This is a genomic window from Streptomyces sp. NPDC038135, assembly GCF_055601245.1.
The window spans coordinates 255623-275469 of sequence record NZ_JBVJXS010000001.1; the positions used below are offsets into that span (position 1 = coordinate 255623).

Sequence of the window (19847 nt, forward strand, 5' to 3'; positions counted from 1 at the left end):
TACCATGACGTGAACGCCTGCCGCGGGACGACGCGGGGGGCCTGCGAGGGGGGTGCGCATGCTTCGGGTTCTGCGGTGGACGGCGGGGGTGGCCGCGGCGCTGCTGGTGGCCGGGTGCGGTGGCGGCGGCTCGGGCGGCGGCCCTGACGAGGCCAAGGGGACGAGCCCCGCCGGCCGGCCCGGCGAGGCTTCCGCGACGGCCGTGCCGTCCGCTGCGGATCCACCCTCGTCGCTCACCTCGCAGCGGCTCCAGTGGCGCCGGTGCGGGGCCGCCGAGGACTCCGCGGCACCCGGTGACGAGTGGCGGTGCGCCACGCTCAAGGCGCCGCTGGACTGGTCGAAGCCCGGTGGTGCGACGATCGGCCTCGCCCTCATCCGGGCCCGCGCGACCGGGGACCACCGGATCGGTTCCCTGGTGTTCAACTTCGGCGGCCCCGGCGGCTCGGGGGTGTCGACGATGCCGTACTACGGAGCCCTCGCCTCCGAGCTGCGCGAGCGCTACGACCTGGTGAGCTTCGATCCGCGCGGGGTCGGCGCCAGCGAGGGCGTGCGCTGCCGCGGCGACCGGGACACCGAGGCCGCCGAGGCGGTGGACGCCACGCCTGACGATCCCGCCGAGGAGAAGGCGTACTTCCAGGACGCCGCCGACTTCGGGAAGGGGTGCGAGCGGGCCGCGGGACGGCTGCTGGCGCACCTCTCGACCACCGACACCGCCCGTGACATGGATCTGCTGCGCCACGTGCTGGGCGACCGGACGATGCACTACTTCGGCATCTCCTACGGCACCGAACTCGGCGGCGTCTACGCCCACCTGTTCCCCCGGCGCGTGGGCCGGATGATCCTCGACGCGGTGGTGGACCCGACCGCGGACACGGTGGGCCACGCGAAGAACCAGGCGCGGGGCTTCCAGCGGGCGCTGGAGGACTATCTGAGGTCCACCGGCCAGGACCCGGAGCGGGGCACACGGAGGATCGCGGCGCTGCTGAGGAGCATCGACGCCAGACCCCTGCCGACCGCGTCCGGACGGAAGCTGACCCAGACGCTCGCCCTCACCGGCATCATCCTGCCGCTGTACAGCGAGGCCGGCTGGCCCAGGCTGACCGAGGCGCTGAAGTCGGCCGGGCAGGGCGACGGCTCGAGACTCCTCGCCCTCGCGGACCAGTACAACGAGCGGAAGTCATCCGGCCGTTACGGGACCAGGAGCCACGCCCAGCGCGCCATATCGTGCCTGGACGACAAGCAGCGGCCCACGCTCGCGCGGACCAAGAGACTGCTGCCCGAGTTCGAGCGGATATCGCCGGTCTTCGGGGACTACCTCGGCTGGGACACGGCCGGCTGGTGCCACGACTGGCCGGTCGCCGGGCAGTACGACACCCCGCGGGTGAGCGCGCCGGGCGCGGCGCCGATCCTGCTGGTCGGGAACACCGGGGACCCGGCGACCCCCTATGAGGGCGCCCGCAGGATGGCCGACGAGCTGGGCGAGGGCGTCGGCGTCGAACTCACCTGGAAGGGCGAGGGACACGGGGCGTACGGCAACGGCAGCGACTGCGTCGACTCGACGGTGAACGCTTATCTGCTCGACGGGACGGTGCCGCGGGACGGCAAGGTCTGCTCCTGACGCGGGCGGTGTCCTGAACAGGCGTTCCGGCACGGGACACGGCCGTGCCGTGGCGGACTAGTCCGATCGGTAGGGGGCGTTCCTGTTACTCACTTTCGGGTGACACCGGCTCACCCCGGCAGGACGCCTGGGCACTGCCGCGTGACGGACAAGCCAGTGCTGAAGCGGCTCTTTTCCTGACGAACGTTCAATTCGACGTGTTGGAGTCATACATGGACGATGCAGCAGAGAGTCACAGGAATATGTTGAAGCCGTAATGCCGCGCACATCTCCCCCACAAACCGGGCGCATGGCTTGCACAGTGTGAGTGCGCGGCCAGCCGGCCGCCGCTCGTACAACGCACCACCACTGGCCTGCGGCGTTCTCACCTCCGCAGATCCGTAAGGGGGGTGCCATGGACTCCTGTAGGGGGATCCTCGTGACCATTTCCGCATCCGTGCGCCGCATGACCGCCGTCGCCGCCGTGTCGGCCGCCGCCGTGGGAGCCGTGGCCCTGCCGGCCGCGGCCGCCGACCACTACCCCGGCCGGCACCACCGCGACGCGGTGTACATCAGCAGCGTGCGGCACGACGCCCCGGGACGCGACGACCGCTCCAGCCGCGCCCTGAACCGGGAGTGGGTCGACATCACCAACAACTCGCGCCGCCCGGTCAACCTCAGCGGCTGGACCCTCTCCGACCGGGACGGCCACACCTACACCTTCCACCACTACCGGCTGGACGGCCGCTCCACCGTCCGCGTCCACACCGGCTACGGCCACGACACCCGCCGCGACCTGTTCCAGGACCGCAACCGGTCCGTCTGGGACCGCTCGGACACGGCGACCCTGCGCAACGACCGCGGCCGCTTCGTCGACGACGCCTCGTGGGGCCGCGACCACCGCGACCGCGACCACCGTGACCGCGACCACCGCGGCGACCGCGACCACCGCGACGGTGACCACCGCACCCGCCGCTGACCGTCTCCCGCGAGCCGGTGAACGCTGACCCTCGTTCCCGCTGAACAGGTGGGCGTGGCACTCGCCCGGGAGAGTGCCACGCCCACCGCACACCCCGGAAAAACCCGAAGCCCACGGCTTTGAGCTGGTCAGAGCCGTGGGCTTCGTCAGGTCCGCCGGCAGGCGGGAGGGGTGGTCAGTACACCGGCTTGTCGGGCTCGATCTGGTTGACCCAGCCGATGACGCCGCCGCCGACGTGCACCGCGTCCGAGAAGCCCGCGGACTTCAGGACCGCGAGGACTTCCGCACTGCGGACACCCGTCTTGCAGTGCAGGACGATCTTCTTGTCCTGCGGAAGGCTCTCCAGGGCGGTGCCCATGAGGAACTCGTTCTTCGGGATCAGACGGGCGCCGGGGATGGAGACGATCTCGTACTCGTTCGGCTCGCGGACGTCGATGATGTCGATGCTCTCGCCGTCGTCGATCCACTCCTTGAGCTGCTTGGGAGTGATCGTGGAGTCGGCGGCCGCCGCCTGGGCCTCCTCGGACACGACGCCGCAGAAGGCCTCGTAGTCGATGAGCTCGGTGACGGTCGGGTTCTCGCCGCAGACCGCGCAGTCCGGGTCCTTGCGGACCTTGACCTGGCGGTACTGCATCTCCAGGGCGTCGTAGATCATCAGGCGGCCGACCAGCGGCTCACCGATGCCGGCGAGGAGCTTGATGGCCTCGTTGACCTGGATGGAGCCGATGGACGCGCACAGCACGCCCAGCACGCCGCCCTCGGCGCAGGAGGGGACCATGCCCGGGGGCGGGGGCTCCGGGTAGAGGCAGCGGTAGCAGGGGCCGTGCTCGGACCAGAAGACCGAGGCCTGGCCGTCGAAACGGTAGATCGAACCCCACACGTACGGCTTGTTCAGCAGCACGCACGCGTCGTTGACCAGGTAGCGGGTCGCGAAGTTGTCCGTGCCGTCGACGATCAGGTCGTACTGGCTGAAGATGTCCATCACGTTGTCGGCCTCGAGCCGCTCCTCGTGAAGGACCACGTTCACGTACGGGTTGATGCCCTTGACGCTGTCGCGGGCGGACTCGGCCTTGGAGCGGCCGATGTCGGCCTGGCTGTGGATGATCTGGCGCTGCAGGTTCGACTCGTCGACCTCGTCGAACTCCACGATGCCGAGCGTGCCGACGCCCGCGGCGGCCAGGTACATCAGCGCCGGCGAGCCCAGGCCGCCGGCGCCCACACAGAGCACCTTGGCGTTCTTCAGCCGCTTCTGCCCGTCCATCCCCACGTCGGGGATGATCAGGTGGCGGGAGTACCGGCGGACCTCGTCTACGGTGAGCTCAGAGGCTGGCTCGACCAGGGGTGGCAGCGACACGGGGACTCCGTTGGTCGGTCGATCACTACGGTTGTTCTCCCTGTAACACTGCCACGGCCTTCTTCATTCCGAGACACCTGTTCCGATCCGCGAGACGATCTCGTCCCAGTAGCCGGGCATCGTCTCCCAGGGGTCGGCCCGGCCGCCGCGGTCGGTGCGGTCGGTGAGGTAGATCGTGCCCGCGCCCTGCCAGCGGGCGATGCGCAGCGCCTCCTCCAGATGACCGCGCGGCACACCGTGCACGAAGTGGCAGAAGCGGTCGGGCGGGTAGTCGGCGGTCCACTCGGCGGCCTGCGAGAAGCGGTAGTCGGCCCAGGGGCCCGCGAACGTCACCAACTGGTCGGCGTTCTCCGCGTATCCCGGATGCGGGTGGCTGCCGTGGCCCAGGACGATGTGGGCGGAGTCACTGATCGCCCGCAGGGTGCCGATCGCCCGGCGGACCTCGGGCAGCCCACCGCGCGCGGTGGGACACCGGTCGAGCAGGAAGCCGTCGACGCGGTACCACTCGAGGTGGCGGTGCGCGTCGGAGAGCAGGTCGCCGAAGGGGCGCGCGCCGTGGGCGAGGTTCAGGTACCCGAGGACGCGCACGCCCCCGTTGCGCAGCCGGCCCGCGGCCTCCAGGCAGTGCGGGTCGGGACGGCTGCCGGGCCCGGAGGCGACGTTGAGCACCACCCAGTCCAGCGGTGTGCCGGGGCGGGCGAGTGCGGCCCACTGGGCCGGGGCGACCAGCGGATGGGCGTAGCCGGGGACGCCGAGGCCGGTACGGACGCCGGTACCGGCGGTGCTCGCTGTGGTGCTGGTCAGATGCGGCATGCCGCCTCCATCCAGATGTCGGCCAGGGATTCCTCGAGGTTGATGCGGGGGCGCCAGCCGAGCCGGTCGCGGGCGGTGCGCACGTCGGCCTGCTGCCAGCTGCCGCAGCCGTCGGGATACGGGTAGGCGACCGGGGCCGCGTGCTCGGAGTCGGCGCGGGGGTGGCCGATGGGGCTGCGCAGCGGCCCGGGGGGCGCGTCGAGCTCGTGCAGGGCGCCGCCGTACCCGGCGACCCTGGCGAGGACGGCGGCGGCGTCGCGGAGGCGGACGGCGCGGCCGGAGCCGATGTTGATGACGCCCTGCGCGGCGGAGAGGGAGGCGGCGTGCACGGCGCGTGCGACGTCGCGGACGTCGATGAAGTCGCGCTGGACGCCGAGTCCGCCGAGCTTGAGTTCGCCGTCACCGGACTGCATGGCCCGGCGCATGGCCTCGGCGAGCCTGCCGAGCGGGGAGCCGGCCGGGGTCCCGGGTCCGGCGGGCGAGAAGACGCGGAGCACGACGGCGTCGAGTCCTGAGCCGAGGACCAGCTCCGTGGCGGCGAGCTTGCTGACGCCGTAGGGGCCGCCGGGGCGGGGCACGGCGTCCTCGGCCGTGGAGGAACCGGGCTGGCTGGGGCCGTACTCGGACCCGCAGCCGACCTGGACCAGCCGGGCCCCGCAACCGCTGCGGCGCAGCGCCTCGCAGACGGTGGCGACGGCGACGGTGTTGTGCCGGACGAGGTCGCGGGCGCCGCCCCTGGTGGCGCCGGCGCAGTTGACGACCACTCCGGGGTGGACCGCGTCCAGGAAGCGGGTGAGCGCCCCCGGGCTGCCCGAGGCGAGGTCGAACCGGACGTCGGCGTCGTCGCCGCGGCCGAGCGCGGTGAGCTGGACGGCCGGGTCGGCGAGCAGGCGGTCGGCGACGAAGCGGCCGATGTATCCGTTGGCTCCGATCAGCAGGACCCTCATCGGACGGCTCCCGGGGTGTGCGCTCCGGCGGCTCCCAAGGCTCCGGACGCTCCGGGCGTTCCGTGTCGGGAGGTGGTCATCTGGTCTTCTCCTTAGAAGGGGTGATGCGGTGGCCTGCGGTGGGGGGCCGGACGCCGTGGCCGGGGCCGGGTGCCGCCGCCCGCTCGGGGCGGGTGGCGGCGGACGCGGGCGGGGCAGGTGGCGGAAGGTTCACTCGGGTGCTCCCGCCGGGGCATGGGCCGAGGCCCTGGTGAGGGTGCGCAGCGCGTGGACCAGCAGGGCGAGCGCGGCCGCGCCGCACGCGAGCGCCGGCACGGCGCCCGGGCCCCAGGTGTCCACCACGGTCTGCACGGGCGTGGCGAGGAAGGCGCAGCCGGGGAGCCGGGTGGCCAGCAGCAGGGCGAGCGCGGTCGCCTCGGCGACCGCTGCCGCGCCGAGGGCGAGCACGGGGGCGTGGCGCCGGCGGTGCGCGACGAGCAGGCGGGCGAGCAGCAGGAGCGCGCCCAGGGCGAGACCCTGCGGGTAGGCCGCGCTCTCGTGCAGGACCGTGCCGCACAGGGCGAGCAGGCCGGTGAGGGCGCCGAGGAACAGGACGAGGACACCGGCCAGCAGGGGCCGGGCGGCGCTGGTGAAGTCCTCGAGTCCCCGGCTGCCGGCGAGCCTGCGGCGGGCGCCGGCGGCGAGGAGGTGGGCGCACCAGGCGGCCGGGGCGCAGGCCAGGGCGAGCGCCAGCACGGGGGCGGCGGTCATCGGCCAGGGGCCGTCGGGAGCGCCGGTGGGTGGTGCGTCGGGACCGCCGGCGACGACGGTCCGCAGGAGTCCGTCGCCGAGCAGCGCGTAGCCGAGCAGCCAGAGGGTCCACGCGCGCGTGCCGGCCGCCGTGCGCCACGGGACCGGGCCGGGCACCGCGGCGAGGGGGCCGCGGCGCAGGGCGGCGCGCGTCGCGGCGGCCAGGGCGAGCAGGCCGGCGGCGGTCACCGGCAACCGGGGCTCGCCGTGGACCAGGCGCAGTCCGGTCAGGGTGGCCGCGGCGAGCGCTCCGGGCAGAAGGGTGAGCAGGACCCAGCCGGTCCGGACGCGGGGTCCCCGTGCGGACGCGGGGCTCGGGACCGGTGCGCCGTCGCGCGGCACGCGCGCGTACAGCTCCTCGGCGAGCGAGAAGACGTCGCGGTGGCGGAACCGGGCGGCGGTCCGGTCGGTGACGCCGCGCGCCTCCAGTCCGGCGGCGATCTCCAGCGGGTCCACGGCCCGCTCGCACAGTTCACGGTGCCGGTGCAGCAGGCTCTTCACCGGGTCGGCGTTTCCGCGCCGGAACGGGGCCGTGCGGGTTCCGCCGGGCGCGGCGTCCGCGCCCTTCCGGGCCGGGGGCGCGGGCGTCGTACCGGCGCCGACCGGGTCCGCGCGGCCCTCCGCGGCCGTTCCGGCGTGCGCCACGGCACCGGTGAGCACCTCACGCGACCGCTCGTCCCAGGCCGTGCCGCCGGCCGGCATCCCGGGGCGGTCCAGTTCGCCCAGCCGGTCCATGAAGTCCAGCGCGTCCGCGCCGTGCGTTTCGTTTCGACCGCCCGGCGCGTCCGCGCGGTCCGGCTCGTCGCCATTGCTCGGCGCGTCCGTGCCGTGCGACGCCCGCACGGCGTCCCTGGCGCCGTCGAGGCTCTCCGCCCAGCCGGGACCGCTCCGCGCGCCGCCTTCGGTGCCGCTCACAGCGCCCCCTCCGAAGCCGCTCCCCATGCCGCTCCCGAGGTCGCGCGGACCGGGTCGCCGGACGCCCGGCCGGACGCCTCCCGGGTGCGTCCCCGGGCCGTGGTGCCGGTCCAGTGGACGGGGACGTGGGTCTCGGCGGGGGCGGCGAACGGCAGCGGGTCGCCCGTCTCGTCGAGGGCGATCCGGCGCACCGGGCAGCGCGAGACGATCTCCAGGTAGATGCCGTTGAACGCCGCGATGTTCTGCTCGACCGTGAACAGTTCGAGTGCGCGGGCGCGGGCGGCGGCACCGAGGCGCTCACGGCGCTCGGGATCGCGCAGCAGCGCCACGCACGCCTCGGCGAGCGCCCGGGGGTTGCGCGGCGGTACGACGAGGCCGGTGCCGCCGATGACCTCTACCACCGCGCCGACGTCGGTGGACACCGTGACGCGGCCGCTGAACATGGCCTCCACCAGGGTGTTCGGGAAGCCCTCCACGACGCTGGAGAGGACGACGACGGCGGCGCCCGCGTACGCGTCGGGCAGGGTCGGCACCTCGGGTCCGCCGATCTCCTCGAAGGAGACCGGGTTGTCGCCGACCGCGTGCACGCCCTCCGCCTCGTCCGGGAAGAGCTGCGCGGCGAGCACCCGGCAGTGCCCGAGATAGGCCTCGCCCTCGGGACCCGCCGGCGTGCCGACGATCCGCAGCCGGGCCTTCGGCTCCTCCCTGCGGACCTCGGCGAAGGCGTGCAGCAGCGACACGAGGTCCTTGGCCGGTTCGACGCGTCCCACCCAGCCGAGCGTGTACGGATCGGCGCGGTCCGGGGACTCGCCGGCCTCGGCGAAGCAGGAGGCGTCCATGCCGGGGTGCACGGTGCGGATCCGGGCCCGGTCGGCGCCGCACCGTTCCTGCCAGCGGCGGGCGTGCGCGTTGCCCGGGGTGAGGAGGGTGGCGCGCCGGTAGACCTCGGTGGCGAGCAGGGCGTGGAAGGCGGCGAGCAGGGCGCGTACGGCGGGGGCGGCGGTGTCCGGCCCGAGGGCCAGGTAGTGCGAGCGGAGCTGTACGCCGTACTCGGTGACCAGCAGGGGCACTCCGCACAGGTGCCGGGCGAGCAGTCCGGGCAGGGCGGCCGTGCCGCCGGCGGTGGCGTGGCAGAGGTCGGCGGCGCCGAGGCCGTCGTCGCCGTACCAGTCCAGGGAGAGGGGGCGCAGGGCACGTTCGAGGTGGGCGGTGACCGTGAGCAGATCGGCCACGCGCGCCTCGCGCGCCGTGCGCGGCGCGCCGGGGGCGCGGCAGGCGCGCTCCAGGGTGCGCAGGGCGGTGTCGGAGCGGAGTGCGCCGACCAGTCCGCCCTCGTCGCGGGCGAGTTCGGCGAGGCCGTACAGCGCGTTGCCGAAACGGTCCGTCTGGGGGGCGGCCCCGGGTCCGGCGGCCGAGCCCGAGGCCGCGCCGGGTCCGCCGCTCAGGGCCTCGACCAGCTCGCCGTAGCACTCGGTGAAGCGCCGGCGCGCGCGCCTGCCGTGGGCGACGCCGTCGTCCTCGGCCTTCCACAGCGGAGCGGTACGCACCCGGCCGACCTGCGGCGGGAGCGGAGACCGGCCGGCGGCCTCCTGCTGCCGGCCGCGGCTGAGCGCGTAGACGTCGAACTCGTGCTGGGCGAGCCCGCGCACGAGCCGGTCGCACCAGAGCCCGGCGTCACCGCCCACATACGGGTAGCCACCCTCCGTAAGCAGTCCGATGCGCACGTGTGCACCCCCGATCTCCGCGAGTGGGAAGCCGCCTTCGTCCCGGCGGCTCGCAGCGGGACGAACGTATGCGGACAAGGCGGTGGCGCGATGGACGGTTGTCCATCGCGCCACCAAAAGGGGTGAACGGGCGTAACTTTCCGGTGCGGGTCGCGTTCCGTCGCGCTATGACTGCGGAAGGTGATCCTCCGCGCATGAAACGTTACGCCGCGGCCAACTCGCGCCGGATCGCACGCCGTTCGGCCGCGAGCCGCGGGTCGAGCGCGGGCACGGCGGCCAGGAGCTGCTTGGTGTAGGGCTCGCGCGGGGCGTCGTAGACCTCGTCCGCGGGACCGGACTCCACGATCCGTCCGTTGCGCATCACCGCGACCCGGTCGCTGACCTGGCGGACCACGGCGAGGTCGTGCGCGATGAACACGAGCGCGAGGCCGAGTTCCCGCTGCAGCTCGCCGAGCAGCGCCACCACCTGCGCCTGCGTGGTGACGTCGAGCGCGGAGACCGGCTCGTCCAGGACGATGACGCGCGGGTCCGCGGCGAGCGCCCGCGCGATGCCCACGCGCTGGCGCTGGCCGCCGCTGAACTCGTGCGGGTAGCGGTCGTAGTGCGCCGCCTCCAGCCCCACGCGCTCCAGCAGTTCGCTCACCCGCCCCCGGATGCGCCGTTCGTCGCGCTCCCCGCGCGCGCGGAGCGGGTCCGCGACGGACTCGCCCACGCTGCGGCGCGGGTTGAGCGAGGAGACCGGGTCCTGGAAGACCATCTGCACGGCCGGATCCACACCGGTGTGCGGGCGTCCGGTGCGGCGGATCGAGCCGGTGGTCGGCTCCAGCAGCCCGACCAGCATGCGGCCGAGCGTCGTCTTGCCGCTGCCGCTCTCCCCCACGACGCCCAGGGTCTCGCCCCGGCGGACGGTCAGCGAGACGTCGTCCACCGCCGTGAACGCGTGCTTGCCGCGCCCGAACTCGCGCCGCAGGCCGGCGGCCTCCAGTACGACCTCCCCGGCCGCCGGTGCGGCGGCCCGGGGCGCGTCCACCCGCGGGACGGCGTCGAGCAGCTCGCGGGTGTACGCCTGCCCGGGGGACGCCAGGACCGTGCCGACCGGGCCGTGTTCGACGGCTCTGCCGTGCCGCATGACCAGCACCTCGTCGGCGCTCTCGGCGGCGACCCCGACGTCGTGGGTGACGAGCAGCAGGCCCATGCCGGTCTCCGCGCGCAGCGTGTGCAGCAGGTCGAGGATCTGGGCCTGCACGGTGACGTCGAGTGCCGTGGTGGGCTCGTCGGCGATCAGCAGTTCCGGCTCGCAGGCGAGCGCCATGGCGATCAGGGCGCGCTGGCGCATGCCGCCGCTGAACTCGTGCGGGCGGGAGCGGGACCGCCGTGCCGCGTCCGGGATGCCGACCCGGTCCAGCACCTCGACGGCACGCGCGCGTGCGGCGCGACGCGACACGCGCGTGTGCACGCGGTGGACCTCGGCGATCTGGTCGCCGATCGAGTAGTACGGGTCGAGCGAGGACAGCGGGTCCTGGAAGACCATGGCCGCCCCGGCGCCGCGCAGCCGGCGCAGTTCCTCGTCCGAGGCCTGCCGTACGTCCGTGCCCGCGACGCGGACCGAGCCGCCGACCCGTGCCCCGGTGCCCCGGTGCAGGCCCAGCAGGGCGCCGGCGACCGTGGACTTGCCGGAACCGGACTCGCCGACCAGCGCGAGGGCCTCGCCCCGTTCCAGCCGGAAGGACAGGCCGTCCACGGCCCGCAGGGACCCGAACTCGACCGTCAGGTCCGTGACTTCGACCAGGCTCATGCGAGTACCACCCGTCGGTCGGCCACCGCGTACAGGACGTCCGCGACGGCGTTGGCGATGACCACGAAGAAGCCGATGACCAGGACCATGCCGACGACGACCGGCAGGTCGACCACCTTGACCGCGTGGACCAGTTCCTGCCCGATGCCGGGGAGCCCGAAGAGGGTCTCGGTGAGGACGGCCCCGCCGACGGCTCCGCCGAAGTTGTTGGCGTTCAGCGCGATGACCGGCGCGAGCGCCCCGCGCAGGGCGTGCCGTCCGACGACCGCGCGCTCGGAGACGCCGTAGGCGCGGAAGGTCCGTACGTGGTCCTCGGCGAGGGTCTCCAGCATGGCCGCCCGGGTCAGGCGGGCGAAGGCCGCGGCCTCGATGAGGGCGAGCGAGAGCCAGGGCAGCAGCAGGTTCCACGCCCACTGCTCGGGATCGTCGGTGAACTTCACGTACTGCGGGAACGGCAGCAGCCGCAGCTCACCGCAGACCACGATCATCAGGACCAGGCCGATGACGAAGACGGGGGTGGCCGTGCCCGCGAGGGTGACCGCGGTCAGCGCCCGCTCGGTGAACCGGCCGCGCCGCCAGGCGGAGAGCACCCCGGTGCCGACGCCGAGGACCAGCCAGATCACCATCGCGCCCGTCACCAGTGACAGGCTGACCGGGAGCTTGGTCAGGATGACGTCGGTGACCTGCCGGTCGCTCTGGTAGGAGAGCCCGAGGCAGGGCGCCGGGCAGTGGGCCACCGAGGTGCCGGTCGAGTAGTCCTGGCCGACGACTATGCCTTGCAGGAAGTGCCAGTAGCGCAGGTACAGGGGGTCGCCCAGGTGGAGCTGCTGGGCGACCTGCTGGACCTGGGCCGGCGAGCAGCGCGGGCCGCAGCTGATCTGGGCGACGTTGCCGGGGGTGACGTAGAAGACGACGTAGATGATCACCGAGATGGCGAGCAGGGTGATCAGGGCGCCGACGGTGCGGCGCAGCACGAAACCGCCGAACCCGTTCACGCGGCGCCCTCCTTGCCGGATCCGGCCGCAGCACCGGCGTGGTCGCCGGTTCCGGCCGTGCCGTCGTCGGCCCCGCCGGTCCCGGCCGCCGCCCTGCCCTCGCCCCTGGCGCCGGTGCCGACCCGCAGCCGCGAGGCCGCGCGCGGGTCCAGCGCGGTGCGCACCCCGTCGCCGAGGACGGTCAGCGCGACGACGGTGACGAAGAGGGCCCCGGCGGGCAGCAGCAGGTACTGCGGCGCCGCCTGGTACCAGACGTCGGCGGCGGTGAGCATCTGCCCCCAGGAGGGCGTGGGCGGCTTCACGCCCACGCCGAGGAACGACAGGGCCGCCTCGATCGAGATGTTGATGGGGACGAGCAGGGCCGCGTAGGTGATGACGGGCGCGGCGAGCCCGGGCAGCAGTTCGCGGCGGGCGATCCGCCAGGTGCCCCAGCCGCTGAGCCGGGCGGCGGCCACGTGGTCGAGCCCCTTGAGGGTGAGGGTCTGCGCGCGGGTGATCTTCGCGATGTTGCCCCAGGCGATCAGGCCGATCACGAAGGTGACCAGCACCGGCCGGGGGAAGCTGGTCGGGACGATGGCGAGCAGCGCCAGCGCCATGATCATCAGCGGCAGGGCGACGATGATGTCCGTGAGCCGGCTCAGCAGCTGGTCGACGAGCCGGCTGCCGAGCGCCGAGGCGACGCCGATCAGCACGCCGAGGGCGACCTGGATCGCGGTCGCGGCGAGCGCGACCCCCAGCGACACCCGGGCCCCGTAGACCAGCCGGGCGAACAGGTCGCGTCCGGTCTGCGGCTCCACGCCCAGCCAGTGGCCGCCGCCGGCGCCGCCGAACGAGCCGACGGGCACGCCCCCGCGCGCGGAGTCGATCAGCGACGGGTGGTAGGTGGTGGGGTCCTGGCCCTCCAGGGCGGTGAGCAGCGGCGCGGCGAGCGCGACCAGGACGAGCAGCGCGACGACGGCCGCGGCGACCAGTGCGGCGCGCTGCGACCGCAGCCGCCGCCAGAACTGACGGGCCCCCGAGGCCCCCGGGACGGCGGTGTCCGTCCCGGGGGCCTGGGTGGCGGCAAGTGCCTCGCTCACGGCGTCACTTCACCGCGACCTGGGAGATGTCGAGCACGCCGGTCCAGTCGCTGATGACGATGTTCCGGACGTCCTCGCCGTACAGGCGCTTGTAGACGGGGTGGAACAGCGGCACCACGAGGGCCTTCTCGCCGATCTTCTTGTCCAGCGCGCCCCACCGCTCGGCGGCCGCGTCGAGGTCGGTCAGCTTGTTGATCGCGTCGATCTCGTCGTTGACCGACGTGTCGTCGAGCAGGCCCGTGTTGAAGTTCGCGCCGTCCTTCACGATCTGCCGGCCGTCGAAGATGGGGGCGAGGAAGGGGCCGCCGGAGGGCCAGTCGGCACCCCAGTGGGCGAGGAAGAAGCCCGGCTCGGTCTTCACGCTGTGGATCTTGTCCGCGTAGTCGTTCTCCTCCAGGCCCTGCAGCCTGACCGTGATGCCGGCCTTCTTCAGGGCGTCCTGGATCGCGGTCGCGATCTCGGGGCTGGTCTCGAAGTCCTTGCTGTTGGAGTGGGTCAGCGTGACGGTGAGGCCGTTCTTGTGGCCGGCCTGCGCGAGCAGTTCCCTGGCCTTGGCCGCGTTGCCGGACCTGCCGGCCGGGAACGGGTCGTAGGGCGTGTACCCGAAGGACTTCTGGTCGGGCAGGAAGGTGGTGGCGGGCTCGGCGAGCGCGCTGCCGCCGGCCGCGTTGACCACCGAGGACCGGTCGATGGCGTAGGAGATCGCCTGCCGCACCCTGGGGTCGTCGAAGGGCTTCACCTTCGGGTTGAAGGCGATGTAGTTCGTGTAGCCGAAGTGGCCGGTGCCCACGCGCGCGGCCAGGTCCTTGTCGCCGGTGACCTTGGCGAGTTCGGCGGGGCCGAGGTTGGTGTCCGTGGTGACGGCGGCGGCGTCCGCTCCCTGGGACGCGGACAGCCGCTGGTTGATCACGGAGGAGTCGAGGCCGGAGCGGACGTCGATGGTGTCCGGGTAGGCCTTGCGCTCGGCGTCGACGGCCGTGGACCAGTGGGTGTTGCGCTTCAGGACGAGGTGCTCGCCGTCGTTCTCGTTGCTGACGACCTTGTAGGGGCCGGACGAGACCGGGTGCTCCTCGTACTTCGTGCCCGTGTCCTTGGCCTTCGGCACGGGCGTGAACTGGGTCTGGGTGGCCAGGTACGGGAACTCGCCCTCGGGCTTGTTCAGGTGGAAGACGATGGTCCGCTCGTCCGGCGTCTCGATCGCCGACAGGCCCTTCTTGTCCTTGTACGGACCCTGGTAGCCGGCGGCGCCGACCAGCCAGTCCCGCAGGTAGGGCGCGCCGCCGGACAGTTCGGGCGCGAAGGAGCGCTCGATGCCGTACTTGACGTCGGCGGACGTGATCGGGGTGCCGTCCTCGTACTTGAGGCCCTTGCGCAGCGTGTACGTCCACACGGTCGCGCCCTTGCTGGGCCGCCCGGTGTCGGTGGCGAGGTCGGGGACGACCTTCGCGCCGGCCGCGCCGCTCTCGCGGTTGCGGGTGGTGAGGGTGCGGAAGACGAGCGAGGGGACGTTGCCGCCGCCGGAGGTGTACAGGCGGGCGGGGTCGAAGTCCTGTTGCGGGTTCGAGTTCAGCACCGTGAGGGTGCCGCCCTTGTGCGGCGCGGAGTCGCCGGCCGAGCCCTTGGCATCGGTGTCCTGCGGACCGCAGGCGGCGACGCCCGCTGCCACGACCAGGCTGACGGATGCCGCTGCCACGCGGCGCGCTGTGACGGACGGTTGACGCATCGGAATGACGACCTCTCGGGGCTGATCGAGGATTTCTCGACAAGTGAGACGGATGAACGAGGAGTGAGACGGCTGCGGACAGACGTCGGCCCCGGCGTCGGGTCGTCGAAGACACCCGTGACACGGTCACGGACGGGAAAAAGGGAAGAAGTCGCGACGCGAACGCCAGGGAGGCGGCGTCAGCGACAGTGGATGTCGGCCACGCAGAGCGCGGTCACACCGAACAGCGCCAGCTCGATGGCTGCGCTGCGCGAGACGGTGTGACGGGACCACATGCCGAGAAATATGAACGAACATGCGACTCATGTCAAAGTGACATAAGCGCTTCCCGTCAACTCCTGGGATACGGCCAGGGGTTGGGTCTGCAGTGAATGCCGTCGTGGTCGAGGAACTTGGTCTGCTGCTGCATGACCGGCGCGAGTTCGCCGTCCTTGTCACAGGTCACATGGCCGTGGCCGAGCCGGTGACCCACTTCGTGATTGATGAGCATTTGCCGGTACGCATGGATTTTGTCCCCGTATGTCTCGCTGCCCTGCGCCCATCGGTAGGCGTTGATCATCACGCGCTCGGTGGACGCCGAGTCGCAGGAGACGTTGTCCTCCGTGGTGTCCAGGCCGGACTTGGCGCACCACTCGGCGGTGGTGCCCGGACTGGCCAGCGTGATCACGAAGTCCGGTTTGCCGGAGGAGACCCGCTCGAAGGTACGGGCACCGTCGTGGGCCCAACTGCGGTCGTCGTTCAGCGTCTTCTGCACGGCCTCGGCGAACAGCGCGCCGTCCAGGTCGAGCCCCTGCTCGACGTCCACCCGGTAGGTGTACTTCTGCCCCTTGCCGGGCGCCCTGTCGAGGCCCGGGACCGCGTCGAACTTGCCCGAGCCCTTCAGCTTGGCGCTCAGCGGATACGTCCGGGCCATCTTCTGGTCGTACGTCAGCGCCGCCACATGGGGCGCGGCGCCGGGCGCGGTACCGCCGGGGGCGGCGTCGCCCGCCCGGCCGGCCGTGGACCGGGCCTGGACGCCGCTGTCCTCGTGGCCGTCGGCGACCTGCCCGGCGACGACGATCGCCAGTGCGGTGGTGACGGCGGCGGCCGCGATACCGGTGAAGGTCCGGCTCCTGCCGCCGGACCGCGGCGCGGGCACGGCGGTCTCGGGCCCGTCGCCGCCGGGACCGGAACCCGCCCCGGCAGCGGCCCGGTCCGTGTCGGAATCGTGCGGCCCCTGGCCGCCGCCCTGATCGGCACGGCGGCCGGATCCGGGCTCGAAGACGTCTATGTCCTCGTCGAAGGCGTCCAGGTAGTCCTGCCGGGGGCCGCCCTTGCGCCGCTGCCGCGGGAGGGCCGCGCCGGGGCCGGCCGGGCCCCGCCTGACGCCGGCTGCCGCGGAGGCCGCCGGTCCGCCGGGGGCCCCGGGCCGCCCGCCGGGAGCGGTCCCGGCATCGCCGGCCGCCCCCTTGAACTCGCCCCAGCCGCCCCCGGCCTCACGCTGCTCGGGATGTCCGCCACGGGCCCGGAAGGCGCCACCGCCGACCCGCGGCACTCCCTGGGCGGGCGTCCCGTCGGGCAGCCGCGGCACCCCACGGGCCGGCGTGCCGTCCGGAAGGCGCGGCACGCCGTGCGCGGGAGTCCCGTCCGGGAAGCGCGGTACTCCTTGCGCCGGTGTCCCGTTCGGGAACCGCGGCACACCGTGAGCCGGTGTCCCGTCCGGGAAACCCGGGAGACGAGGCACTCCTTGGGCCGGCGTGCCGTCCGGAAGGCGCGGCACGCCCTGCGCGGGAGTCCCGTCCGGGAAACGGCGCACACCACGCGGGGCCGTGCCTGGCGGGAAGGCGGGTGTCCCCGGCGCCGGACGCGGCGGGGCCCCCTGGGCGCCCGGGCCGCCCGCCGGGGCCTGCCGCTGGCCGGGCAGCCGGACCTCGCGTCCTTCCGCCTCGCGGCCGGCCGCGGGGGCCGCGCCCCGCGTCTCTCCCTGTGCGTTTGTGTCCACGGAGTCGCCCTTGGGGGCCGCTCCGCGGCGACTGTGGCGTCCCACCAGCCCTCAGCTCTCCGTGTCCGTGTCGGCGGCCGTATCGCCGCCCGGTGTCCCGGCCTGCGCGAGGAGTTCCCGGAACGCCCCCGCGACCAGTTCCGGATACTCCATCATCGCCACGTGCCCCGCCTCCGGCAGCGACAGCAGACGCGAGTCGCGGAAGGAGCGGGCGGCCTTGCGGGCCATGCGGAAGCCGACCAGTTGGTCGCGACCACCGTAGATCAGGAGGGTGGGGGCGAGCACACGCTCGGCCTGGCGCCACAGCCCGTGCTGTCCGCCCAGGGTGTAGGCGTTGACGATACCGCGCGCGGAGCGCGCCATCGCGTCCCAGAAGTACGGCAGTTGCTGCCGCCGCTCCAGTTCCTCCACGGCGTGCCCGAACGCCTCGGGCGACACGCGCCCCGGGTCGCCGTAGCAGAGCGCCATGACCCCGCGCACCCGCTGCTCGGCCGTCCACTCCCGGGTGAGCCTGGTGAACAGCGCGGCGATGCCGGGGACGCCCAGCAGCCCCGTCGGCACCGCGGTCCGCTGGATCCGCAGCTCCGGCAGGGCGGGCGACACCAGGGTGAGGGTGCGGACGAGGTCCGGCCGTACGGCGGCCACGCGCGTGGCGACCGCGCCGCCGAGGGAGTTGCCGAAGAGGTGCACCGGGCCGCGGCCGGCGGCGTCCAGACAGCGGATGACCGCGCGCGCGTGCCCGGTGATCGAGTAGTCGCCGTCGTCCGGAGGCGGGGAGTCGCCGAAGCCGGGCAGGTCCACGGCCTCGCCGTCGACGACGCCGTCCAGTTCCGCCATCAGCGAGGACCAGTTCTGCGAGGAACCGCCGAGTCCGTGGACGAAGAACGCCGGCGGCAGCCCCGCGCGCGCGGGCGGCCGCGAGCGCAGCGACAGGGTGACCCCCGGCAGTCCCACCGTCCGCAGCCGCTCGCCCTCGCCGACCCGGACGGGCGCGACCCTGGGAAGGACACTTGCGGCCGGAACGGACGGCGACTCGGTCGAAGACATGCGGCAATGTTACGAGACGATCACATAGCGGCTCATGTGTTCGCCGTCACAGATTGCACCGGTGCGTCACGGACACAGGACCGGGAACGCGGCGCGGACCCGGACGAGGTGACGCCCTCTTCCGGACCCGCGCGATCACACGGCCGACCGACGTCCATGGCATGGCACCGGGATCAGGTGTCTCCTAGGCTCGTACAGAGGGCACCCGGATGTGGCCCCTGCCGGTTCCAGGGACGTTCGTAGGAAGGGAGCCCACCATGACCCACGACTCCATCGAGGACCCGATCGAGCCCGAGGCGATCGAGGACCGGGAGAACGACGACTCCCCGGACATCGACGTCGAGGCCCCCGAGGTGGACTCCGCCGAGCAGCACAGGGACATCGCACCGGAGCACGACGACCCCCTGACGGACGTGGACCCGGCCCGCGGCAACGAGGCCGATCTCGTCGAGCAGCGGCGCGTCGTCTCCCTCGACGAGGACGACTACCGCTGACCTCGCGGCCGGCCCGCGGAACCCGTTCGGCCGCGCCAGGGGGACGTCAACCGCTTTCATCGCCGTCCGGTCCGTGAAATTCTGCGCTCGCACCGCGCACAGCACGGTTACCGAAAAGTACGATGGCCGCGCGGCCTACGCCGCACGTGGACGACTTTGGGAGGCGGCGTGACAGCCATCGAGCAGACTGAGGCGGCACGCCCACGTGGCACACGGCTGCCACGCCGAGCCCGACGGAACCAGTTGCTGGGCGCCGCCCAGGAGGTCTTCGTCGCTCAGGGCTATCACGCCGCGGCGATGGACGACATCGCCGAGCGGGCCGGCGTCAGCAAGCCGGTGCTCTACCAGCACTTCCCCGGCAAGCTGGACCTCTACCTCGCGCTGCTGGACCAGCACTGCGAGGCGCTGATCCAGTCGGTGCGCAACGCGCTCGCCTCGACGACCGACAACAAGCAGCGCGTCCGCGCCACCATGGACGCCTACTTCGCCTACGTGGAGGACGACGGCGGCGCCTTCCGCCTGGTGTTCGAGTCGGACCTGACGAACGAGCCCGCGGTGCGCGAGCGCGTCGACAAGGTGACCAACGACTGCGCCGAGGCCATCTGCGACGTCATCGCCGAGGACACCGGTCTCTCGCGCGCGGAGTCGATGCTGCTGGCCTCCGGTCTCGGCGGACTCGCCCAGGTGGTGGCGCGCTCCTGGCTGCACAGCGACCGCAGCGTGCCGCGCGACCAGGCGGTGCAGCTGCTGACCTCACTGGCCTGGCGGGGCATCGCAGGCTTCCCGCTGCACGGCCTCGATCACCACTGACGTTCATCTGTTCCCCCACGGTGTTCGCTGATGGCGTTCCGGCCCGCGGCGTCTACGTCCCCTCACCGGGCTAATGTGTGCTGGTACGGCGCGGAAGATCGCGCACAGCACTGACCGTCGGAGGGACATAGCCGTGGAGGTCAAGATCGGCGTGCAGCACGCGCCCCGCGAGATCGTTCTGGAGAGCGGTCAGAGCGTCGCCGAGGTCGAGCGCGTGGTGGCTGAGGCCCTGGCCGGAAAGACGCCGCTGCTCAGCCTCGAGGATGAGAAGGGCCGCAAGGTCCTGGTGCCGGCGGACCGTCTGGCGTACGTGGAGATCGGCGAGCCGACCGTCCGCAAGGTCGGCTTCGGCACCCTGTAGGTCTCGTTCTGCGGAAGGGGCCCGGCGGCATGTGCCGCCGGGCCCCTTCCGCCTTCCGTCCGCGCACGGATGGAGCACAAGTCGTCCACAGAGGAGGGTTGCACTCCGCAGGTCACGGGTAGGACGGGCTACGACCGCGAAGCACCGGCCGGCCGTGGGAGGGACCCGGAGATGATCCTGGAAGCACTCGGATCGGCATTGGTCGGTCTGCTCCTCGCCTGGGCGGCGACGCAGCGGCTGGCCCACCGGCTTCCCGCCCCCGCCCTGGTCTTCGCGACGGGTGTCGCCGGCGCCCTCTTCGGCGACTTCGTCACCCACAGCGCGCTCGGTCCCGGCACGGCCCTGCTGAGCCTGCTGGGCGCGGCGGTCGTCTCGGCGGCCTCGCTGTCCCTGCTGCTCCGCCCGGCCGGCCGCCGGCTGCGCCGACGATCGATCCCGGCGTAG

General features: G+C 73.2%; 18 protein-coding genes. 6 read left to right on the plus strand and 12 right to left on the minus strand.

Annotated elements, in window-relative coordinates:
- The first annotated feature begins 58 nt into the window (after positions 1-58).
- The gene (locus tag ACZ7JA_RS01180; RefSeq protein WP_470806747.1) at positions 59-1618 is read left to right on the plus strand and encodes an alpha/beta hydrolase; all 1560 of its coding nucleotides are present in this window, start codon (positions 59-61) and stop codon (positions 1616-1618) included.
- A gap of 445 nt (positions 1619-2063) precedes the next feature.
- A complete protein-coding gene (locus ACZ7JA_RS01185) occupies positions 2064-2576 on the plus strand; it encodes a lamin tail domain-containing protein (protein WP_470807125.1) in 513 nt (170 codons plus the stop codon).
- 175 nt (positions 2577-2751) lie between these two features.
- Here ACZ7JA_RS01185 and moeZ read toward each other — a convergent pair whose 3' ends face one another.
- The 12 genes from moeZ to ACZ7JA_RS01245 form a co-directional block, all read right to left on the minus strand.
- Positions 2752-3930: an adenylyltransferase/sulfurtransferase MoeZ gene (gene moeZ, locus ACZ7JA_RS01190; protein ID WP_351662504.1), complete on the minus strand. Its 1179-nt coding sequence runs from the start codon at positions 3928-3930 to the stop codon at positions 2752-2754.
- Between the two features lie 63 nt (positions 3931-3993).
- Positions 3994-4743: a spherulation-specific family 4 protein gene (locus ACZ7JA_RS01195; protein ID WP_351662502.1), complete on the minus strand. Its 750-nt coding sequence runs from the start codon at positions 4741-4743 to the stop codon at positions 3994-3996.
- The gene (locus tag ACZ7JA_RS01200; protein ID WP_351662500.1) at positions 4731-5690 is read right to left on the minus strand and encodes an NAD-dependent epimerase/dehydratase family protein; all 960 of its coding nucleotides are present in this window, start codon (positions 5688-5690) and stop codon (positions 4731-4733) included. The genes ACZ7JA_RS01195 and ACZ7JA_RS01200 overlap by 13 nt, the downstream gene beginning before the upstream one ends.
- A gap of 210 nt (positions 5691-5900) precedes the next feature.
- Complete coding sequence (locus tag ACZ7JA_RS01205) at positions 5901-7214, minus strand: hypothetical protein (RefSeq protein ID WP_470807127.1); 1314 nt, start codon at positions 7212-7214, stop codon at positions 5901-5903.
- Positions 7215-7390: 176 nt separating this feature from the next.
- Positions 7391-9118: a DUF3492 domain-containing protein gene (locus tag ACZ7JA_RS01210; RefSeq protein WP_470806751.1), complete on the minus strand. Its 1728-nt coding sequence runs from the start codon at positions 9116-9118 to the stop codon at positions 7391-7393.
- Positions 9119-9320: 202 nt separating this feature from the next.
- Entirely contained in the window at positions 9321-10913 is a 1593-nt protein-coding gene (locus ACZ7JA_RS01215; RefSeq protein ID WP_470806753.1) for a dipeptide ABC transporter ATP-binding protein, read from the minus strand.
- On the minus strand, positions 10910-11908 hold the full coding sequence (locus tag ACZ7JA_RS01220) for an ABC transporter permease (RefSeq protein WP_351662494.1): 999 nt from the start codon (positions 11906-11908) through the stop codon (positions 10910-10912). The genes ACZ7JA_RS01215 and ACZ7JA_RS01220 overlap by 4 nt, the downstream gene beginning before the upstream one ends.
- Positions 11905-12987 (minus strand): ABC transporter permease, encoded by a 1083-nt coding sequence (locus ACZ7JA_RS01225; protein WP_351662492.1) that lies wholly within the window; start codon positions 12985-12987, stop codon positions 11905-11907. The genes ACZ7JA_RS01220 and ACZ7JA_RS01225 overlap by 4 nt, the downstream gene beginning before the upstream one ends.
- Positions 12988-12991: 4 nt before the next feature.
- Positions 12992-14710, minus strand: a complete 1719-nt coding sequence (locus ACZ7JA_RS01230; RefSeq protein ID WP_351662490.1) for an ABC transporter substrate-binding protein — start codon at positions 14708-14710, stop codon at positions 12992-12994.
- A gap of 179 nt (positions 14711-14889) precedes the next feature.
- A complete protein-coding gene (locus ACZ7JA_RS01235; protein ID WP_351662488.1) occupies positions 14890-14985 on the minus strand; it encodes an Ms4533A family Cys-rich leader peptide in 96 nt (31 codons plus the stop codon).
- Positions 14986-15041: 56 nt separating this feature from the next.
- Entirely contained in the window at positions 15042-16736 is a 1695-nt protein-coding gene (locus ACZ7JA_RS01240) for a DUF3152 domain-containing protein (RefSeq protein ID WP_470806757.1), read from the minus strand.
- 6 nt (positions 16737-16742) lie between these two features.
- Positions 16743-17738 carry an alpha/beta fold hydrolase gene (locus ACZ7JA_RS01245; RefSeq protein WP_389304060.1) on the minus strand — a complete coding sequence of 332 codons (996 nt, stop codon included), beginning with the start codon at positions 17736-17738 and terminating at the stop codon, positions 16743-16745.
- A gap of 257 nt (positions 17739-17995) precedes the next feature.
- Between ACZ7JA_RS01245 and ACZ7JA_RS01250 the strand changes: the two genes are divergently transcribed.
- From ACZ7JA_RS01250 to ACZ7JA_RS01265, 4 genes are all read left to right on the plus strand, one after another.
- Positions 17996-18232, plus strand: a complete 237-nt coding sequence (locus ACZ7JA_RS01250; protein WP_470806758.1) for a hypothetical protein — start codon at positions 17996-17998, stop codon at positions 18230-18232.
- Positions 18233-18400: 168 nt separating this feature from the next.
- Positions 18401-19042 (plus strand): TetR/AcrR family transcriptional regulator, encoded by a 642-nt coding sequence (locus tag ACZ7JA_RS01255; protein ID WP_199211900.1) that lies wholly within the window; start codon positions 18401-18403, stop codon positions 19040-19042.
- A 133-nt stretch (positions 19043-19175) separates the two neighbouring features.
- Positions 19176-19403, plus strand: a complete 228-nt coding sequence (locus tag ACZ7JA_RS01260; protein ID WP_351662481.1) for a DUF3107 domain-containing protein — start codon at positions 19176-19178, stop codon at positions 19401-19403.
- Positions 19404-19574: 171 nt separating this feature from the next.
- Positions 19575-19847 (plus strand): hypothetical protein, encoded by a 273-nt coding sequence (locus ACZ7JA_RS01265; protein ID WP_351662479.1) that lies wholly within the window; start codon positions 19575-19577, stop codon positions 19845-19847.